General features: G+C 68.6%; 13 protein-coding genes. 7 read left to right on the forward strand and 6 right to left on the reverse strand.

The features are described from left to right. Positions 1-321 precede the first annotated feature (321 nt). Positions 322-1,674 carry an APC family permease gene (locus GONAM_RS17285; RefSeq protein WP_040536820.1) on the forward strand — a complete coding sequence of 451 codons (1,353 nt, stop codon included), beginning with the start codon at positions 322-324 and terminating at the stop codon, positions 1,672-1,674. A gap of 13 nt (positions 1,675-1,687) precedes the next feature. Here the strand turns inward: GONAM_RS17285 and GONAM_RS17290 are convergent, their stop codons facing one another. Beyond that, a complete protein-coding gene (locus GONAM_RS17290) occupies positions 1,688-2,485 on the reverse strand; it encodes a CPBP family intramembrane glutamic endopeptidase (RefSeq protein WP_006868052.1) in 798 nt (265 codons plus the stop codon). A 44-nt stretch (positions 2,486-2,529) separates the two neighbouring features. Beyond that, on the reverse strand, positions 2,530-3,282 hold the full coding sequence (locus GONAM_RS17295) for a DUF2470 domain-containing protein (protein ID WP_040536818.1): 753 nt from the start codon (positions 3,280-3,282) through the stop codon (positions 2,530-2,532). 161 nt (positions 3,283-3,443) lie between these two features. On the opposite strand from GONAM_RS17295, the gene pheA reads away from it, so the two are divergent. Further along, entirely contained in the window at positions 3,444-4,415 is a 972-nt protein-coding gene (gene pheA / locus GONAM_RS17300; protein WP_006868054.1) for a prephenate dehydratase, read from the forward strand. After that, the gene (locus tag GONAM_RS17305; RefSeq protein ID WP_006868055.1) at positions 4,415-5,074 is read left to right on the forward strand and encodes a histidine phosphatase family protein; all 660 of its coding nucleotides are present in this window, start codon (positions 4,415-4,417) and stop codon (positions 5,072-5,074) included. Before pheA ends, GONAM_RS17305 begins: the two co-directional genes overlap by 1 nt. 3 nt (positions 5,075-5,077) lie before the next feature. On the opposite strand, the gene GONAM_RS17310 is transcribed toward GONAM_RS17305, so the two are convergent. From GONAM_RS17310 to GONAM_RS17320, 3 genes are all read right to left on the reverse strand, one after another. Further along, complete coding sequence (locus GONAM_RS17310) at positions 5,078-5,578, reverse strand: hemerythrin domain-containing protein (RefSeq protein WP_006868056.1); 501 nt, start codon at positions 5,576-5,578, stop codon at positions 5,078-5,080. A gap of 100 nt (positions 5,579-5,678) precedes the next feature. After that, positions 5,679-6,029: a metallopeptidase family protein gene (locus tag GONAM_RS17315; protein WP_005199266.1), complete on the reverse strand. Its 351-nt coding sequence runs from the start codon at positions 6,027-6,029 to the stop codon at positions 5,679-5,681. A gap of 3 nt (positions 6,030-6,032) precedes the next feature. Further along, a complete protein-coding gene (locus tag GONAM_RS17320; RefSeq protein ID WP_006868057.1) occupies positions 6,033-7,223 on the reverse strand; it encodes a septum formation family protein in 1,191 nt (396 codons plus the stop codon). A gap of 96 nt (positions 7,224-7,319) precedes the next feature. Here GONAM_RS17320 and GONAM_RS17325 point away from each other — a divergent pair, with 96 nt between their 5' ends. From GONAM_RS17325 to GONAM_RS17335, 3 genes are all read left to right on the forward strand, one after another. Beyond that, complete coding sequence (locus GONAM_RS17325; RefSeq protein WP_006868058.1) at positions 7,320-7,736, forward strand: ankyrin repeat domain-containing protein; 417 nt, start codon at positions 7,320-7,322, stop codon at positions 7,734-7,736. 76 nt (positions 7,737-7,812) lie between these two features. Then, positions 7,813-9,072, forward strand: a complete 1,260-nt coding sequence (gene serS, locus GONAM_RS17330; protein ID WP_006868059.1) for a serine--tRNA ligase — start codon at positions 7,813-7,815, stop codon at positions 9,070-9,072. 14 nt (positions 9,073-9,086) lie between these two features. After that, entirely contained in the window at positions 9,087-10,025 is a 939-nt protein-coding gene (locus GONAM_RS17335; protein WP_006868060.1) for a hypothetical protein, read from the forward strand. Here the strand turns inward: GONAM_RS17335 and GONAM_RS17340 are convergent. After that, the gene (locus GONAM_RS17340) at positions 10,022-11,662 is read right to left on the reverse strand and encodes a DHA2 family efflux MFS transporter permease subunit (RefSeq protein ID WP_006868061.1); all 1,641 of its coding nucleotides are present in this window, start codon (positions 11,660-11,662) and stop codon (positions 10,022-10,024) included. The two genes, GONAM_RS17335 and GONAM_RS17340, sit on opposite strands and share 4 nt — an antisense overlap. A 228-nt stretch (positions 11,663-11,890) precedes the next feature. On the opposite strand from GONAM_RS17340, the gene GONAM_RS17345 reads away from it, so the two are divergent. Then, positions 11,891-14,629, forward strand: coding sequence for an ATP-binding protein (locus GONAM_RS17345; protein WP_006868062.1), 2,739 nt, complete (start codon positions 11,891-11,893; stop codon positions 14,627-14,629). Positions 14,630-14,687: the final 58 nt, after the last annotated feature.

Raw genomic sequence — 14,687 nt, forward strand, 5'->3', positions numbered from 1 at the left:
GGGGCCGGCTGCCGGGGCAGGGCCGGGCGCCCGACGCGGTGGGGGGCCGTGCGCGGGGATGCGCGGCATGGCCTGCGGGTGTGCGGCGGGAGCGGGACCCTGTGGGTGGGGTCGATGGGGTGCACCGGGAGGAGGTCCCTGACGTGGTGGTGTGCCCCCCGCCGGCCGCCCGGGCGGTACCTGTGGCCCCGGTCGACCGCGCCGAATGATCGGCGGGTCCTGCTCGTTCATCCCAACCAATGTACGCATGCGCCGGTGTTCGGCACGGATTCGGCGCAGATCACAGGAATGATCGGCCCGCGACGGGGTATCCGGGTCGCCATGACCGACGATGTGGCCGCACGGCCCGACACCGAGACCGGTGACGATCGCACCCCGCTCCGGCGCGCGATCTCCGGCAAGATGCTGTTCCTGTTCATTCTCGGCGACGTGCTGGGCGCCGGCATCTATGCGCTCGTGGGCGAGATCGCCGGCGAGGTGGGCGGTGCCATCTGGGTGCCGCTCGTGGTGGCCCTCGTCATGGCGTTGCTGACGGCGGGGTCGTATGCGGAGCTGGTCACCAAGTACCCCCAGGCGGGCGGCGCGGCGGTCTTCGCGCAGCAGGCCTATCGGTCGTCGCTGGTCTCGTTCCTGGTGGGGTTCTGCATGCTGGCCGCCGGTGTCACCAGCGCCGCGGGTCTGGCGCTGGCGTTCGCCGGTGACTATTTCAAGACCTTCCTGGACGTGCCCACGACAGCCACGGCTCTCGTCTTCCTGGTCGCGATCGCGGCACTCAACGCGCGTGGCATCAGCGAGTCGGTGCGCGCCAACGTCGTGATGACGGTCGTCGAGGTGTCGGGTCTGGTGCTCGTCGTCGTCCTGGCCGCGGTTGTCCTCGGCCGGGGAGACGGCGAACCGCATCGCGTGTTCGAGTTCGACAGTTCGACGACCCCCGCGCTGGCGGTACTCAGTGCGGCGTTGCTCGCCTACTACTCGTTCGTGGGCTTCGAGACGTCGGCGAACGTGGCCGAGGAGGTCCGCAACGTCCGACGGGTCTACCCGAAGGCACTGTTCGGCGCGCTCATCACCGCGGGTGTCGTCTACGTGCTCGTGGGCCTCGCGGTCTCGACCGTGGTGGCGCCGGACGAGCTCGCCGGCTCGTCGGGTCCGCTGCTCGAGGTGGTCACGATCGCCGACGTCGGTGTGCCCGACAAGCTGTTCTCGCTGATCGCCCTGATCGCGGTGGCCAACGGTGCGCTGCTCACGATGATCATGGCGTCGCGTCTGACGTTCGGCATGGCCCGCGATGGACTGCTGCCTTCGGCGCTCGCGAAGGTCCTACCGGGGCGTCGTACGCCCTGGGCGTCGATCATCGCCACCACCGCCATCGCGATGGTGCTCTCGGCGACCGGTTCGGTGGCCGCGCTCGCCGAGACCGTGGTGCTGCTGTTGCTGTTCGTCTTCCTCAGCACCAACATCGCAGTCCTGGTGCTCCGACGCGACCGCGCCGACACCGACCACTTCCGGGCGTGGACGATCGTGCCGGTACTGGCCATCGTGACGTGCATCGTGCTGCTGACGCAGCAGAGTGCGGAGACCTGGTTGCGCGCGGGCATCCTGATGCTCGTCGGTCTGGCGCTCTTCGGTCTGGCCCGTGCCACCGGTTCGGGCAAGCACACCGAGGCTCGCGACTGAGGCGGTTCGGGGGTCAGCCGACCCAGGAGAGGTGATCGCGCAGCAGTGCGTAGCCGATGAAAGCGACGACGTCGATGACGCCGTGCGCGATGACGAGCGGCCACGCACGGCCGGTGACCTGGTAGAAGCGGCCGTAGACGACGCCCATCACCACGTTGCCGAGACCGGCGCCGAAGCCCTGGTACAGGTGGTAGCCGCCGCGGAGGACAGCGCTGGCGGCGAGTGACTTGGCGTCCGAGACGCCGAGCTGGCGGAGTCGGGTGATGAAGTAGGCGACCACCACGATCTCCTCGGCGGCCGCGTTACCGATCGCGATGAGGATGAGCACCGGCCATTCCCACCAGGTGTCCGCCTGGCTGGGAACGAGACTCGCGTTGAGTCCGAAGGCGCGGGCGACCGCCACCAGCGCGAGACCGGGGATGCCGATGACGGCGGCGAGGACGAGTCCCGCGGGCACGTCTCGTCGCGGGGTCCAGCGGCCGAGGCCGACGCGCGACAGCCCGAGTCCGCTGCGCCACAGCAGGTACACGCCGAGCGCGGCGATGGCGAACAGTCGCAGGATGCTCAGCAACTGACGCGCGGCGTCGATGAGGGCGAGGTCGGAGCGGCTGGGGTTGAGTGCGACGGTCGTCCCGCCGATGCCGCCGGCCAACTGGGCTTCGAGGAGTGCGAGCGCGGCCGAGACCGCGGAGAACGCGAACGTCAGGACGCCGACGATGACGAGTTCGGCGATCAGACCGCGACGCTCGACGCGGTCGGTGACCACCGGGATGCCGTGGGGCGACGGCCGCAAGTACTCGCGCAGGGTCATGGCGGTCAGCCTAGAACCCCTTCTCGCTCCCTGAGGTGCGAGCGTCAGTCGGGCATCGAGTTCAGGAACGGGCAACCGGCGAGGTTGCGGAGAGCCCGGGACAGTTCGAAGACATCGGTCACCGGGCGGGGGAAGGGCAGCCGGACGTCGGAGTCGCCGTCGAGGCCCTCGATGCGGAACCGGATGCCGAAGCGGTCGAGGCCGAGGGGGCGTACGCGGCCCTGGCGCAGGTCGGTGGGCAGCTTGCGGGCCAGTTGACCGACGAGATCGGCATGGTCGGCGTCGAGGTGTTCGAGCCAACCGGCCTCGCACTCCCAGAACGGATCGGGTTGGGCGTCGGCCAGTTCGGCGGCCGACACCGACGTCGCGCCGGAGCTGGATGCCAGCACTGCGGAATCGACCTGGAGGCGGAGCATCGATGCGCCGTGGCCGATGTCAAGCAGGCCGTCGTCGGGGTGTTCGCCGGCGATCTCGATGGCGAGGTCGCGTTCGAGGTCACGGGGGACCTCGTGGAGTGTGCCGTTGAGCCAGACGACCGACCGGACTCGTTCGCGAAGGTCGATGGGCGCCCAGTCGGTGACCTCGAGCATCGCAGGTGTGCCTTCGGTGCCGCAGATGGCTGCCATCGCCTCGCCGTCGGTGGGGACGAGGACGAAGGCCTGCGACTCGAAGAGATGGATGACGTCGATCGGAGTCGTGTCGGCGCCCTCGACGGCGAGGATGGCGGAGCCCCCTCGGCGGCAGGCCGTCTGGATCATCTCGGCATCCGTGGGTCGGTCGGTCGTCGTACGCGTCATGTTGTCTCTCCGGTCGGCGCGGGCGGCTGCAGTGCTCGTCGGCTCTTGAAAGGTAACCCTAACCTAAATATCGGTGGCGCGATCGTCAATGGGTCCGCGGACCGTCGGCTTCCGGGCCTTGCGGCCTGTCCGGTGTGGTCACGCGCGTCCACTAGGCTCGTGTGGTGCCTGTGATCGCCTACTTCGGCCCGCCCGGAACCTTCACCGAGATGGCACTCGACGCGGCCATCGCGGCCCATGACCCCGCACTCGGGGGTCTCGACCTCTCGGGTGAGGTGACCAAGGTCGACGCCTCGAGCCCGGCTGCCGCCATCGCGATGGTGCGCAGCGGCGAGGCCGACTACGGCTGTGTGCCCATCGAGAGTTCGCTCGAGGGGTCGGTCCCGGTGACGATGGACGCCCTCGTACCGCCGGCGCGGTCGGGTACCGACGGGCGCGTGCAGGTGTTCGCCGAGACCGTCCTCGACATCGAGTTCGCGATCGCCGCGAGCGGCGAGCTCGCCCCCGAGGACGTCCGCACCATCGCGGCGTACCCGGTAGCCGCCGCGCAGGTCCGGCAATCGGTGGCCAAGCTCTTCCCGAACGCGGAGTTCGTGACCTCCGGATCGAATGCCGCGGCTGCGTTGGACGTCGCGTCCGGCAAGGCCGACGCCGCGGTGACGACCGGTCTCGCCGCGAGGCTGTCGGATCTGACTGTGATCGCCGATGGCGTCTGCGACGCGAAGGAGGCCACCACGCGGTTCCTCGTCCTCGGACGCCCCGCGGCCCCGACGCGCCGGACCGGTACCGACCGCACGTCGGTGATTCTCGACCTGTCCAACGAACCCGGCAGCCTGATGAACGCGATGAACGAATTCGCCTCGCGGGGCATCGATCTCACGCGCATCGAATCCCGACCGCAGCGCGACGAGGCGGAGGGCCGAGCCATCGCCGGGCGCTACCGGTTCTTCCTCGACGCCGTCGGCCACATCGACGACGCCGCGGTCGCGGAAGCCCTTGCGGCGCTGTACCGCCGGTGCGAACGGGTCGTCTACCTCGGTTCGTGGCCCGCGGTACGGACGACGGGATCGGCGCCACCCGACCACGCCGACTCGCTGGCCTGGATCGAGTCGCTGCGACAGGGAGAGGCCTGATGGCGCGCCTGCATCTCGTCCGGCACGGCGAGACCACTGCGAACGTCATGCGCCGGCTCGACACCGCGCTGCCGGGCGCCGCGCTCACCGATTTCGGTGCCCGACAAGGTGTTCGATTCGGTCTCGAGAATCGACCGGAACGCGAGGCGGTCCTGTTCAGCTCACAGGCCCGGCGCGCCCGGCAGACCGCCGAACTGATCAGCACGGTGTGGGACGTCCACACCGAAGCCGTCGACGGCGTGCACGAGGTCCAGGCCGGTGAGCTCGAGGATCGCAGCGACCGTGAGGCCCACGACGTCTTCCATGACGTCATGGAGAAGTGGCATGCCGGCGACCTCGACGTGCGCATCCCCGGCGGGGAGTCGCTCGCGATGGTCTACGACCGCTACATCCCGACCGTCGAGGACCTCGCCCGCTCGTACCTGACCGGAACCGAGCCCCGCGATGTGTTCCTGGTCAGCCACGGTGCGGCGATCCGCCTCATCGCGGCGCGCCTGGCCGGGATCGACTCGCGCTTCGCCGCGGCGACGCACCTGGGCAACACCGGCTCGATCGAACTCGAGTACACCGACGGCATCTGGGTCTGCCACCGCTGGGGAGCCGAGACCGCACCTTTCGAACGGGTCGACGAGCCGCTGGTCGACGACCCCATGGGCTAGCCGCTATTTGATGATCGCGTCGACCGTCTTCTTCAACGCCGACGGCTGAGAGGGGCGTCGTGGTGCCTTCTCCTTGAGTCGGAGCATCTCTTCACCGATCTCCTGGAGATCCTTGCGGCCGAGGGCTTCCCGCACCTTCGGGAACCACTCGTCCTCTTCTTCCTCGATGTGGTGCTCGACGTTCTCGATCAGCACGGTCGTCTTGGCGTCGAACCGCTCGGAGTCCGGCTTCAGCGCGGCGAGCTCGACGACGAGGACGTCGGCGACGTGGTGCTCTTCGTAGGACTCGAGGATGTCGTCCTCGAGATCGGGCACCCGCTTGCGGATCTCGGGATACATGCACTCGTTCTCGATGTAGGTGTGCACGGTGAGGGCCTCGATGATCTTGTCGACGATCTTGCCCTTGGTCTTGGTGGCGTTCGGGCCCTGGGACCTGAAGTCGCGGAAGAGCTTGCGGATCTCTTTGTGGTCGTCCTTCAGGATGACGATGGCATCGGTGGACATGGCGGAACTCCTGGATGTGGGCTGGACATCGGAATCTCGGTATTCCGCATTCCGGCCACGATGAAACATCCCGCCTGACCTGGGGTTCGGGGAGTGGGTTCTAACCCCAGCCGTTGGCGTGCAGCCAGGCGTCGTCGATCCCGAAGTGGTGGGCGATCTCGTGCATGACGGTGACCGCGACCTCGTGCACCACCTCGTCCCGCGAATTGCACATCGCCAGGATCGGGTCCCGGTAGATCGTGATGGTGTCCGGCAGGAATCCGCCGTAGTCGTGGTCGCGCAGGGTCAGCGCCACGCCCTGGTAGAGCCCGAGGATGTCGGGTTCCTCGGGGTTGTACGGCTCGACGAGGATGACGACGTTGTTCATCGCGCCGGTGAGCTCCGACGGGATGGTGTCCAGTGCGTCGGAGACCAGCCCGTCGAACTCGTCGTCGGACATCGGGACGGCCATGGGTCAGCCTGCCGGTGCGGGGGCCTGGTCGGGGTTCGGTGCGATTCCCGGCGGGAGCGGCACCGGCGTCGGGAGGGCGCGACCGGGCGGAGCGGCGGGCGGTGGGACCGGAGCCTTGCCGTTGATCAGCAGCGCGCCGTCCTTGACATCGCCGACGAGGGTGGCGAATCCGCCGCGCTTGTCGGGCAGGCCGAGATAGCAGACCACCTTTCGGCTGCCGGCGAGCCAGCTCGGCTCGCTGAGAACCGACCACTGGACGTTGAGCGTGGTCTTGTCGAGGGCATCTGCGCCACCGGCGAAGCGTTCGGCCTGCTTCGGGCAGATCGTGCCGAGGTAGTTGTTCTGGGCGCCGGTCGCGGGCCACGGCTTGTTCGACATCCGGTCGCCGAAGCGGACCGCGAGGTCGACGATGCCGGTGGTCTGGAAGGCGTGCGGCTCCGCGCAGTTCACCGGGAAACCGGTGGGGTTGCGGTTCTCCGGATCGATGCCGATGCAGGTGCCCTCGGGCCACACATACGACTGGTTCTGGTCGGCGACGCGGCCGGAGAACTGCACGGGCTGACCGTCGGCGCCGTCTTCCTGGACTCCGCAACGCAACTGCCGGGCGCCTTTGTCCCACTGGGCCTGCGACGGGTACATCATGCCGACCGAGAAGCGGCCCTGCGGGTCGAGGCGGCCGTCGAGGTACTGGTCGACGATGACCGGGCACTGTTCGTCGCGAATGGCGGCGAAGCGTTCGGGCCCGGGCCATAGCGCGTCCTCGCCGAACTCGACGCCGGGGATGAGGGAGGTGTCGATGCCGCCGGCCACCTCGAAGCGGTGCTTCTGCGCGCATTCGACCGCGGTCGGCTGTCCGGGGTTGCCCTCGGGCCAGTCCAGACAGTCGCCGGCCACCGATTGGGTGAAGGCGTTCTGGACGAGGCGTTCGCCCTCGCCGACCTTGCTGCCGCCCACGCTGCCGGAGTCGTCGAAGACACCCATCGCGAAGGCGATACCGCCGGCGACGAGTGCGCCGACGACGATGGCGGCCAGGACGACGAAGACGGGATTGCGCGTGGCGGACCGCGGGGGCCGGGTGGCGGCCTGGACCGGCTCGTCGCGCGGTTCGACCGGATCGACGGCGGTGAAGTCGTCGTCGATTGCGTCGGGCGCGTCGTGGTCGGGCTGGTCGCGGTCAGGGTCGGGCTCGTTCATCGGGATCCATCATGCCTGGTCGATCCGGCCGGGCACACCCGCATCAGCCGATGCGGACAACGGGTCGCGCGGCGAGGGCTGCCTACACTCTCGGTGATGCCCGCCGATTCCTCTCCCGCACCCGGCCCCGACGCCCCACCGGACCCCGAGCTGGTCGAACTGGCCACCCGACTGTTCGAGATGGCCCGCTCCGGCGACGCCGCCACGCTGGGCGGGTACGTCGACGCCGGGGTGCCGGTGAACCTGCGCAACCAGTCCGGCGACTCGCTGCTGATGCTCGCGGCCTATCACGGCCACGCATCGGCAGTCACGGTTCTGCTGTCTCGCGGCGCCGATCCCGACCTCGCCAACGACCGCGGGCAGACCCCGCTGGCCGGTGCGGTGTTCAAGGGATTCGACGATGTGGTCGGGCTGCTCGTCGACGCCGGGGCCGACCCGCACGGCGGCACCCCGTCGGCCGCCGACGCCGCCGCGATGTTCGGTCGCGACGATCTCCGGGCGCTCTGGAGCTGACCCGCGGGCCGGGCCCGGGTTTCACTTCGGTGGCGTGATCGGGTTCGCATCGCGCGCTCCAGTAGGGTTTGAAGGCGTGATCGACCTGAAGATTGTTCGTGACGACCCGGATCTGGTCCGTGCCTCGCAGCGCACCCGCGGCGAGGATCCCGGCCTGGTGGATGCCCTGCTCGATGCCGACGCGGCCCGTCGTGCGGCCATCGTCGACGCCGACACGTTGCGATCCGAGCAGAAGGCTCTGGGGAAACAGGTCGGTAAGGCGCAGGGCGACGAGAAGCAGGCGCTGCTCGCCAAGGGCAAGGAACTCGCCGAGCAGGTCAAGGCCGCGGTCGCGCGTCAGTCCGAGGCCGACGAGGCCGCCGCGAAGGCGCACCGCGCGATCTCCAACATCGTCGCGCCCGAGGCTCCCGCCGGCGGCGAGGACGACTACGTGGTCCTCGAGCACGTGGGTGAGCCCCGCGAGATCGAGAACCCGAAGGATCACCTCGAGCTGGGTGAGTCGCTCGGCCTGCTCGACATGGAACGCGGCGCCAAGGTGTCGGGTTCGCGGTTCTACTTCCTCACCGGACAAGGCGCCTTCCTGCAGCTCGGCCTGCTCAACATGGCCGCGCAGAAGGCTGCCGCCAACGGCTTCACGCTGATGGTCCCGCCCGTCCTGGTGCGGCCGGAGGTCATGGAGGGCACCGGCTTCCTCGGCGCCCACGCCGACGAGGTCTACCACCTCGACAAGGACGACGACCTGTACCTGGTCGGCACCTCGGAGGTGCCGCTCGCCGGTTACCACATGGACGAGATCCTGGACCTGTCCGACGGTCCGAAGCGGTACGCCGGCTGGTCGACCTGCTTCCGCCGCGAGGCCGGCAGCTACGGCAAGGACACCCGCGGCATCATTCGCGTGCACCAGTTCGACAAGGTCGAGGGCTTCATCTACTGCAAGCCCGAGGACGCCGAGGCCGAGCACCAGCGTCTGCTGGGCTGGGAGAAGGACATGCTGGCCGCGATCGACGTGCCCTACCGCGTCATCGACGTCGCCGGTGGCGATCTCGGGTCGTCGGCCGCGCGCAAGTTCGACTGTGAGGCATGGGTTCCCACGCAGAACACCTACCGGGAGCTCACGTCGACGTCGAACTGCACGACGTTCCAGGCCCGTCGCCTCTCGATCCGCTACCGAGACGAGAACGGGAAGCCGCAGACCGCGGCGACGCTCAACGGCACGCTCGCGACGACCCGCTGGCTGGTGGCCATCCTCGAGAACCACCAGCAGCCCGACGGTTCGGTGAAACTGCCGCCCGAGCTCGCGAAGTTCGTCGGCACCGACGTTCTCACACCTCGTTGATCTGAGCCTGCGTCATGACCAGCGGGATCGTCATCGCGGTGATCGGTGCGCTGGCGTTCGCCGCCGCGGCCGTCCTGCAGGCGCTCGGCGCCGAGCAGGTCTCGCAGCGCGCCGCCATTCGTGAGGAGCGTCGACGGTCCGCGGCGGCCCACCCGTCGCTGAAGTCCACCGCGCTGACCATGCTGACGGTGCCGTTCCTGGTGGGGTTCGTCTTCGACATCATCGGGTTCATCGCGACGATCATGTCGGCGCGGCTCATCCCACTGTTCCTGTCGCAGACCATCATCTCGGCCCGGCTGGTCGCCACGGCACTGCTCGCCATGGTCGTGCTGAAAGTCGGCCTCACCATGCGTGATTGGATCGCCGGTGCGGTGGTCGTGGCTTCGTTGATCCTGTTGGCGGTGTCGGCAGGCCGCGAGGGGGTGGACCACACCGCATGGATGCGCTGGGCCGTGCTGGTCGCCGGGCCCGCGCTGATCCTCCTCGGCCTGATCGTGATGCGCCGCTTGAAGACCCACATCGCCACGGTCACCGGTCTCATCGCCGGCGCGGTGTTCGGTGTGATGGCGGTGGCGTCTCGAATCCTGGACGGCATCGACCCCCTCGACCTCACCGTGCTGTTCACCGACCCGGCTCTGTATGGGTTGCTGCTCAGCGGGATCGGCGGCTTCTACCTGTTCACCGTGGCACTGCAGACCGGCTCGGTGAACGGTGCCGCGGCAGCTCTCGTTGTCGGGCAGACGGTGCTCCCGGGCGCGGTCGGCATCGCCTTCCTCGGCGACGTAACGCGCGCCGGCTGGGGACCGGTCGCAATCGTCGCCTTCATCGCTGCAGTCGGCGGCGGAGTGGTGCTCGCGTCGTCGGGTGCCGTCACCGCGGTGGAGACCGCCGACGCCACGAATGCGCCTCGCGGGTACGGACATCCGCCGCGAGAACTGGGCCGACCCCGCTAGCTCGCGGGACGACGCCGGGTCTGCAACTGGGTTGAGGTCACGAGACCGGCGAACAGGAAACCGGCGGCCACGAACAGCGACCAGCGGGTGGCGTCGGCGAAACCGTCCGACAAGGCGTCGGCGACCTCCGGGCCCTCGGCTCCGAGCCGGCCGCGATCACCTTCGTCGCGGATGCTCGGAATGGTGCTGCCCGCGGAATCGCGGGTGGCGTCGACCAGTGGTGCCGACACCTGAGCCGGCAGCGCGACCGGTTCGAGCCGGTCGGTGAGGCTGTGCGCGAGACCCAGCGAGAGGACCGTGCCCAGGATCGCGGTGCCGAGTGCCGCGCCGAGCTGGCGGGCCGTGCTCTGGGTCGCCGATCCCTGGCCGGATTCTTCGGTGGGGATGTCGACGAGGACCGTGCCGGTCAGCTGGGCCGACGCGAGTCCGAGGCCCGCGCCGTAGACGGCGAGCAGGAGCGCCAGCACCCAGGCGGACGACGAGGGACGCAGATAGAACGCGAAGGCCAGGACGCCGATCACCTCGAGACCGAGACCGATCATCACGGTCCGAGGTGCGCCGAATCGGCCCGCCACGTGCCGGGCGGCGCCACCGGAGGCGAAGGCGCCGAGCGCCATCACCGCCAGGACGTAACCGGCGCCGAGAGTGCTGAGACCGTACGCGTTGACCAGGAACAGCGGCAGCACGAGCAGCAGACCGAACTCGCCGATCGCGACCGTGGTCGCGGTGAAGTTGCCCCAGCTGAAGGTGCGGTACCGGAACAGGGACAGGTCGAGGATCGCGGATCGCTGCACCCGGGCGCGATGGCGTTCCCAGACGATGAACGCCGCAAGCGCTGCGAGACCGACCACGACCATGACCGGTGTCGCGGAGACCGGTGCGTCGGTCGACCACGTCATGCCGGGGAGCTTCAGGTCGGCAGTCGGGGTCCACCATCCGATGCTCTGGCCTTCGATGAGGGCGAAGATCAGCGCGCCGAAACCGATCATGCTGAGCAACAACCCGACGATGTCGAGTCCCGGTACGGAGATCTCGGCCTTGGTCTCGGGGACCACGAGCATCGCGCCGATGACGACGAGGATGCCGATCGGGACATTGACGAGGAAGATCCAGCGCCAGGAGAAGTCGGTGGTGAGCCAGCCGCCGAGCAACGGTCCGATCGCCGCCATACCGGAGATCACCGATCCCCAGATGGCGAAGGCGATCACCCGGTCACGGCCCCGGAATGTCGCGTTGACGGTCGAGAGCGTGCACGGCAGCACGAATGCGCCGCCGATGCCCTGGACGAGCCGGGCGAAGATCAGGGTCGCCGAGTCGTCGGCGAGTGCTGCCAGGAGGCTGCCGCCGAGGAACACGCCCACACCGACGATGAACAACAGTCGGCGTCCCACCCGGTCACTGAGCCGGCCGGCGGACAGCAGCAGGGCGGCGAAGACCACCGAGTAGAGACTGTTGATCCACTGCGCGTCGGTGAGATCGAGTTTCAGGTCGTCGATGATGACGGGCAGCGAGACGTTCACGATGGTGCCGTCGACGACGATCATCGACAGGCCCGTCGCAAGAACGCCCAAGCCTAGCCATTCCTGCCGACCTGCCCGCGGTTCCTGGGTGTCGTCGACCCGCGTCTCAACGCTCATCGGTTGGGCCTTCCTGTCTCGACCAACTCCGATCATGGGAAAGATCGATTGGACCAGCACATGTCGGTATTTGTCCCGACCGGTGGACTTGTTGGCGCAGATTCGAGCACCGGGGTGGCACGGATTCGATCAACTGGCTCCGGTGGGATACTGCGGATCTGGACATCGGGCAGGACGTGGTCTTCGGGTAGGACGTGGTCTTCGGGTAGGACGGGAACAGGTCGGGGAATGGCAGCCATGGGTGATGCGCGAGCGGGGCTGGTCGGACGGGACGCCGAACTCGCCGCGCTCCGAGCCTTTCTCGACGACGCCCGGAGCGATGGCGCCGCTTTGCTGCTCACCGGCGATCCCGGAGTCGGCAAGACGGCGTTGCTCGACGCCGCCGTTGACGCCGCCGCCGACGCGGGTATGCGCGTCATCCGCGGGAGCGGCATCGAGTTCGAGTCCGAGCTCGGTTTCGCTGTCCTGCATCAGCTGGTCCTCCCGCTGGCGGCCGAGCTCGGCCGTCTCCCGGAGTCCCAGCGCGCTGCTCTCGAGGTGGCGTTGGGTCTCGGAGTCGGCAACGCCCCCAGTCAGATAGCTGTCCTGAACGCTGCGTTGGGGTTGTTCGCCGAGGCCGCGGCCGACGATCCTCTTCTACTCGTGATCGATGATCTGCACGTGGTGGATCAACCGAGCATCGCCGCGATCGGCTTCATCGCCCGGCGGGTGCACGGGCGGCGGATCGGAGTTCTGGCGGCCCGGAGGTCGGGACCCGACGGTGCATTCCGGCCGACCGGCGTCGCCGAACTGGACGTCGCCCCACTGACGGATGCGGACTCCCTCCGCCTCCTCGCGCGTCGTTTCGCTCATCTGCCCAAGCGAGTGCTGTCCTCGGTGGCCGACGACGCGCAGGGCAATCCGCTGGCACTGCTCGAGTTCGCCGGGACCACGGGCGCATCGGGTGAGCGTGCCGGCTGGGTGGGCGGGCCGGCCCGAGATGTCAACGCACTCTTCAGCGCTCGGATCGGTCAATTACCCGAGCGGACCCGCGACCTGCTCCTGCTGGCCGCCCTCGAGGGTTTCGGCGATCTCCACATCCTCCAATCGGCAATTGCGCCTGCAGGATTCGACGACCTGGCCCCCGCCGAACGCGATCACCTGGTGATCGTCGCGGAGGACGATCACACGATGCGGTTCCGGCATCCGCTGGTCAGGTCGGCGGTGGTGGACGGTTCCACCGCAGAGCAGCGGCGCGCCGCGCACCGGCGCCTCGCGGACGTGCTGGTCGACCGGCCTGACCGTCGTGGCGTCCACTTGGCGAAGTCGACGACCACTCCTGATGAGTCGGTGGCCTCGGTGGTCGAGGTGGCGGCCCAGACCCGCTTGCGTCGAGGAGATCCGGGTGGCGCGGTCGCGATGTTGCGGCGGGCGGCGGAGTTGAGCCCGGACGCCGGAGACGGGAGGCGGCGGTTGTCGCAGGCCGCCTACGTGGCCGCCTGGACTGCCGGTGAACTCGACACCTCTCATGAACTGTTGGACGCGATCAAGGGTGTTCCCGGAGGCCAACCGATCGGCGCCACCGCGGCGGCCGCGCTTCTCGTCCTCGTCACCGAGGGTGACGCCGACACCGCGTACACCATGTTGATGCCGGCGCTCGAGGCTGCGACGTCCGTCGACGGTCCGCGCACCGGCGACGTCGAGGACGCTCTCTTCACGCTCACCCTCGCAGCGGACTATCTCGGCGGTCGCGAGTACTGGCAGCCGTTGATGGACCTCGTCGGGCGATTCCCCGACCCGTCACCGGCATCCGCAGCCACGCTGGCCCGCGTCCACCATGATCTCGGCTTGATGGACAACGAGCAGCTGCGGCGCCTCGACGCGGCGATCGACCGTCTGCGCGATGAGACCGACACCGACATCGTGATCCGCACCGCGCTGGTCGCCTCGTACGTCGATCGCCTGCCCGGATGCCGGGAGTCTGTAACGCGGGTCATCCGTGACGGCGGTGCGGTCGGATCGAGCATGCCTGGTCTCATCTACCTTGCCCTCGATCATCTCTATGCTGCAAGGCTTTCAGCGGCGTCGGATGCCGCAGCAGAGCTCATCACACTGTCCGAGAGGACCGGGTACCCGCTGTGGGCCCAGGTGGGGCACTACGCCGCGGCGATGGCTGCCGCGGAGCGCGGGGACCTCGACGAGTCCATCGAACATTGCGAGCGGATCTGGGGCTGGTCCGGTCCTCGCCGGGTGCACCGGCTCGTGAAATGTGCCCACTTCGCCAGGGCCAGGGCGGCACTCGGAGTCGCCGACTTCGAGACGGCTCACCGCCACGCGGTGGAGGTGTGCACACCTGGTGAGCTCGCCCGATTCAATCCCGAGGCGGTATGGGCTGCACCAGATCTCATCGAGGCCGCAGTGCGCACCGGGCGGATCGACGAGGCCCGTGCACACGCCGAAGCGTTCCGGTCGGCCGGCCTCGAACGCATCTCGTCGCGATTGGCTCTCATCTCCGGATTGTGTAGTGCGGCGGTGTCAGAACCCGACGAGGCCGTACGGATACACGAGGAGACCCTGACGATCCCGGGCCTCGAAGAGTGGCCCTTCGAGATCGGTCGAGTGCACCTCGCGTACGGTGAGGTTCTTCGTCGTCAGGGTCGGGCACGTGATGCTCGCCGGCAGTTGGACGCTGCGCGGAAGTTGTTCGCCGAGATCGGCGCTCGTTCATGGGAGAATCGTGCGAACACCGAGCTGCGTGCCACAGGGATGAGTCGGGCGCAGTCCGGGTCGGAACTCACCCCGCAGGAGCTCGAGGTCGCGAGACTGGCCGCGTCGGGTCTGTCGAACCCCCAGATCGCCGAGCGGTTGTTCCTGTCGCCACGCACTGTCTCGTCGCATCTGTACCGGGTGTTCCCCAAACTCGGGATCACCTCGCGGGCAGCGCTTCGTGATGCGCTCGACGCATCTGCAGATGCCGACCGGCAATGATGTAACCGTCTGCCACACAGGGTGTTGTCTACCGGCTCCCGTGGATGACGATCCGTTC

The sequence above is a fragment of the Gordonia namibiensis NBRC 108229 genome (assembly GCF_000298235.1).
Classification (GTDB): domain Bacteria; phylum Actinomycetota; class Actinomycetes; order Mycobacteriales; family Mycobacteriaceae; genus Gordonia; species Gordonia namibiensis.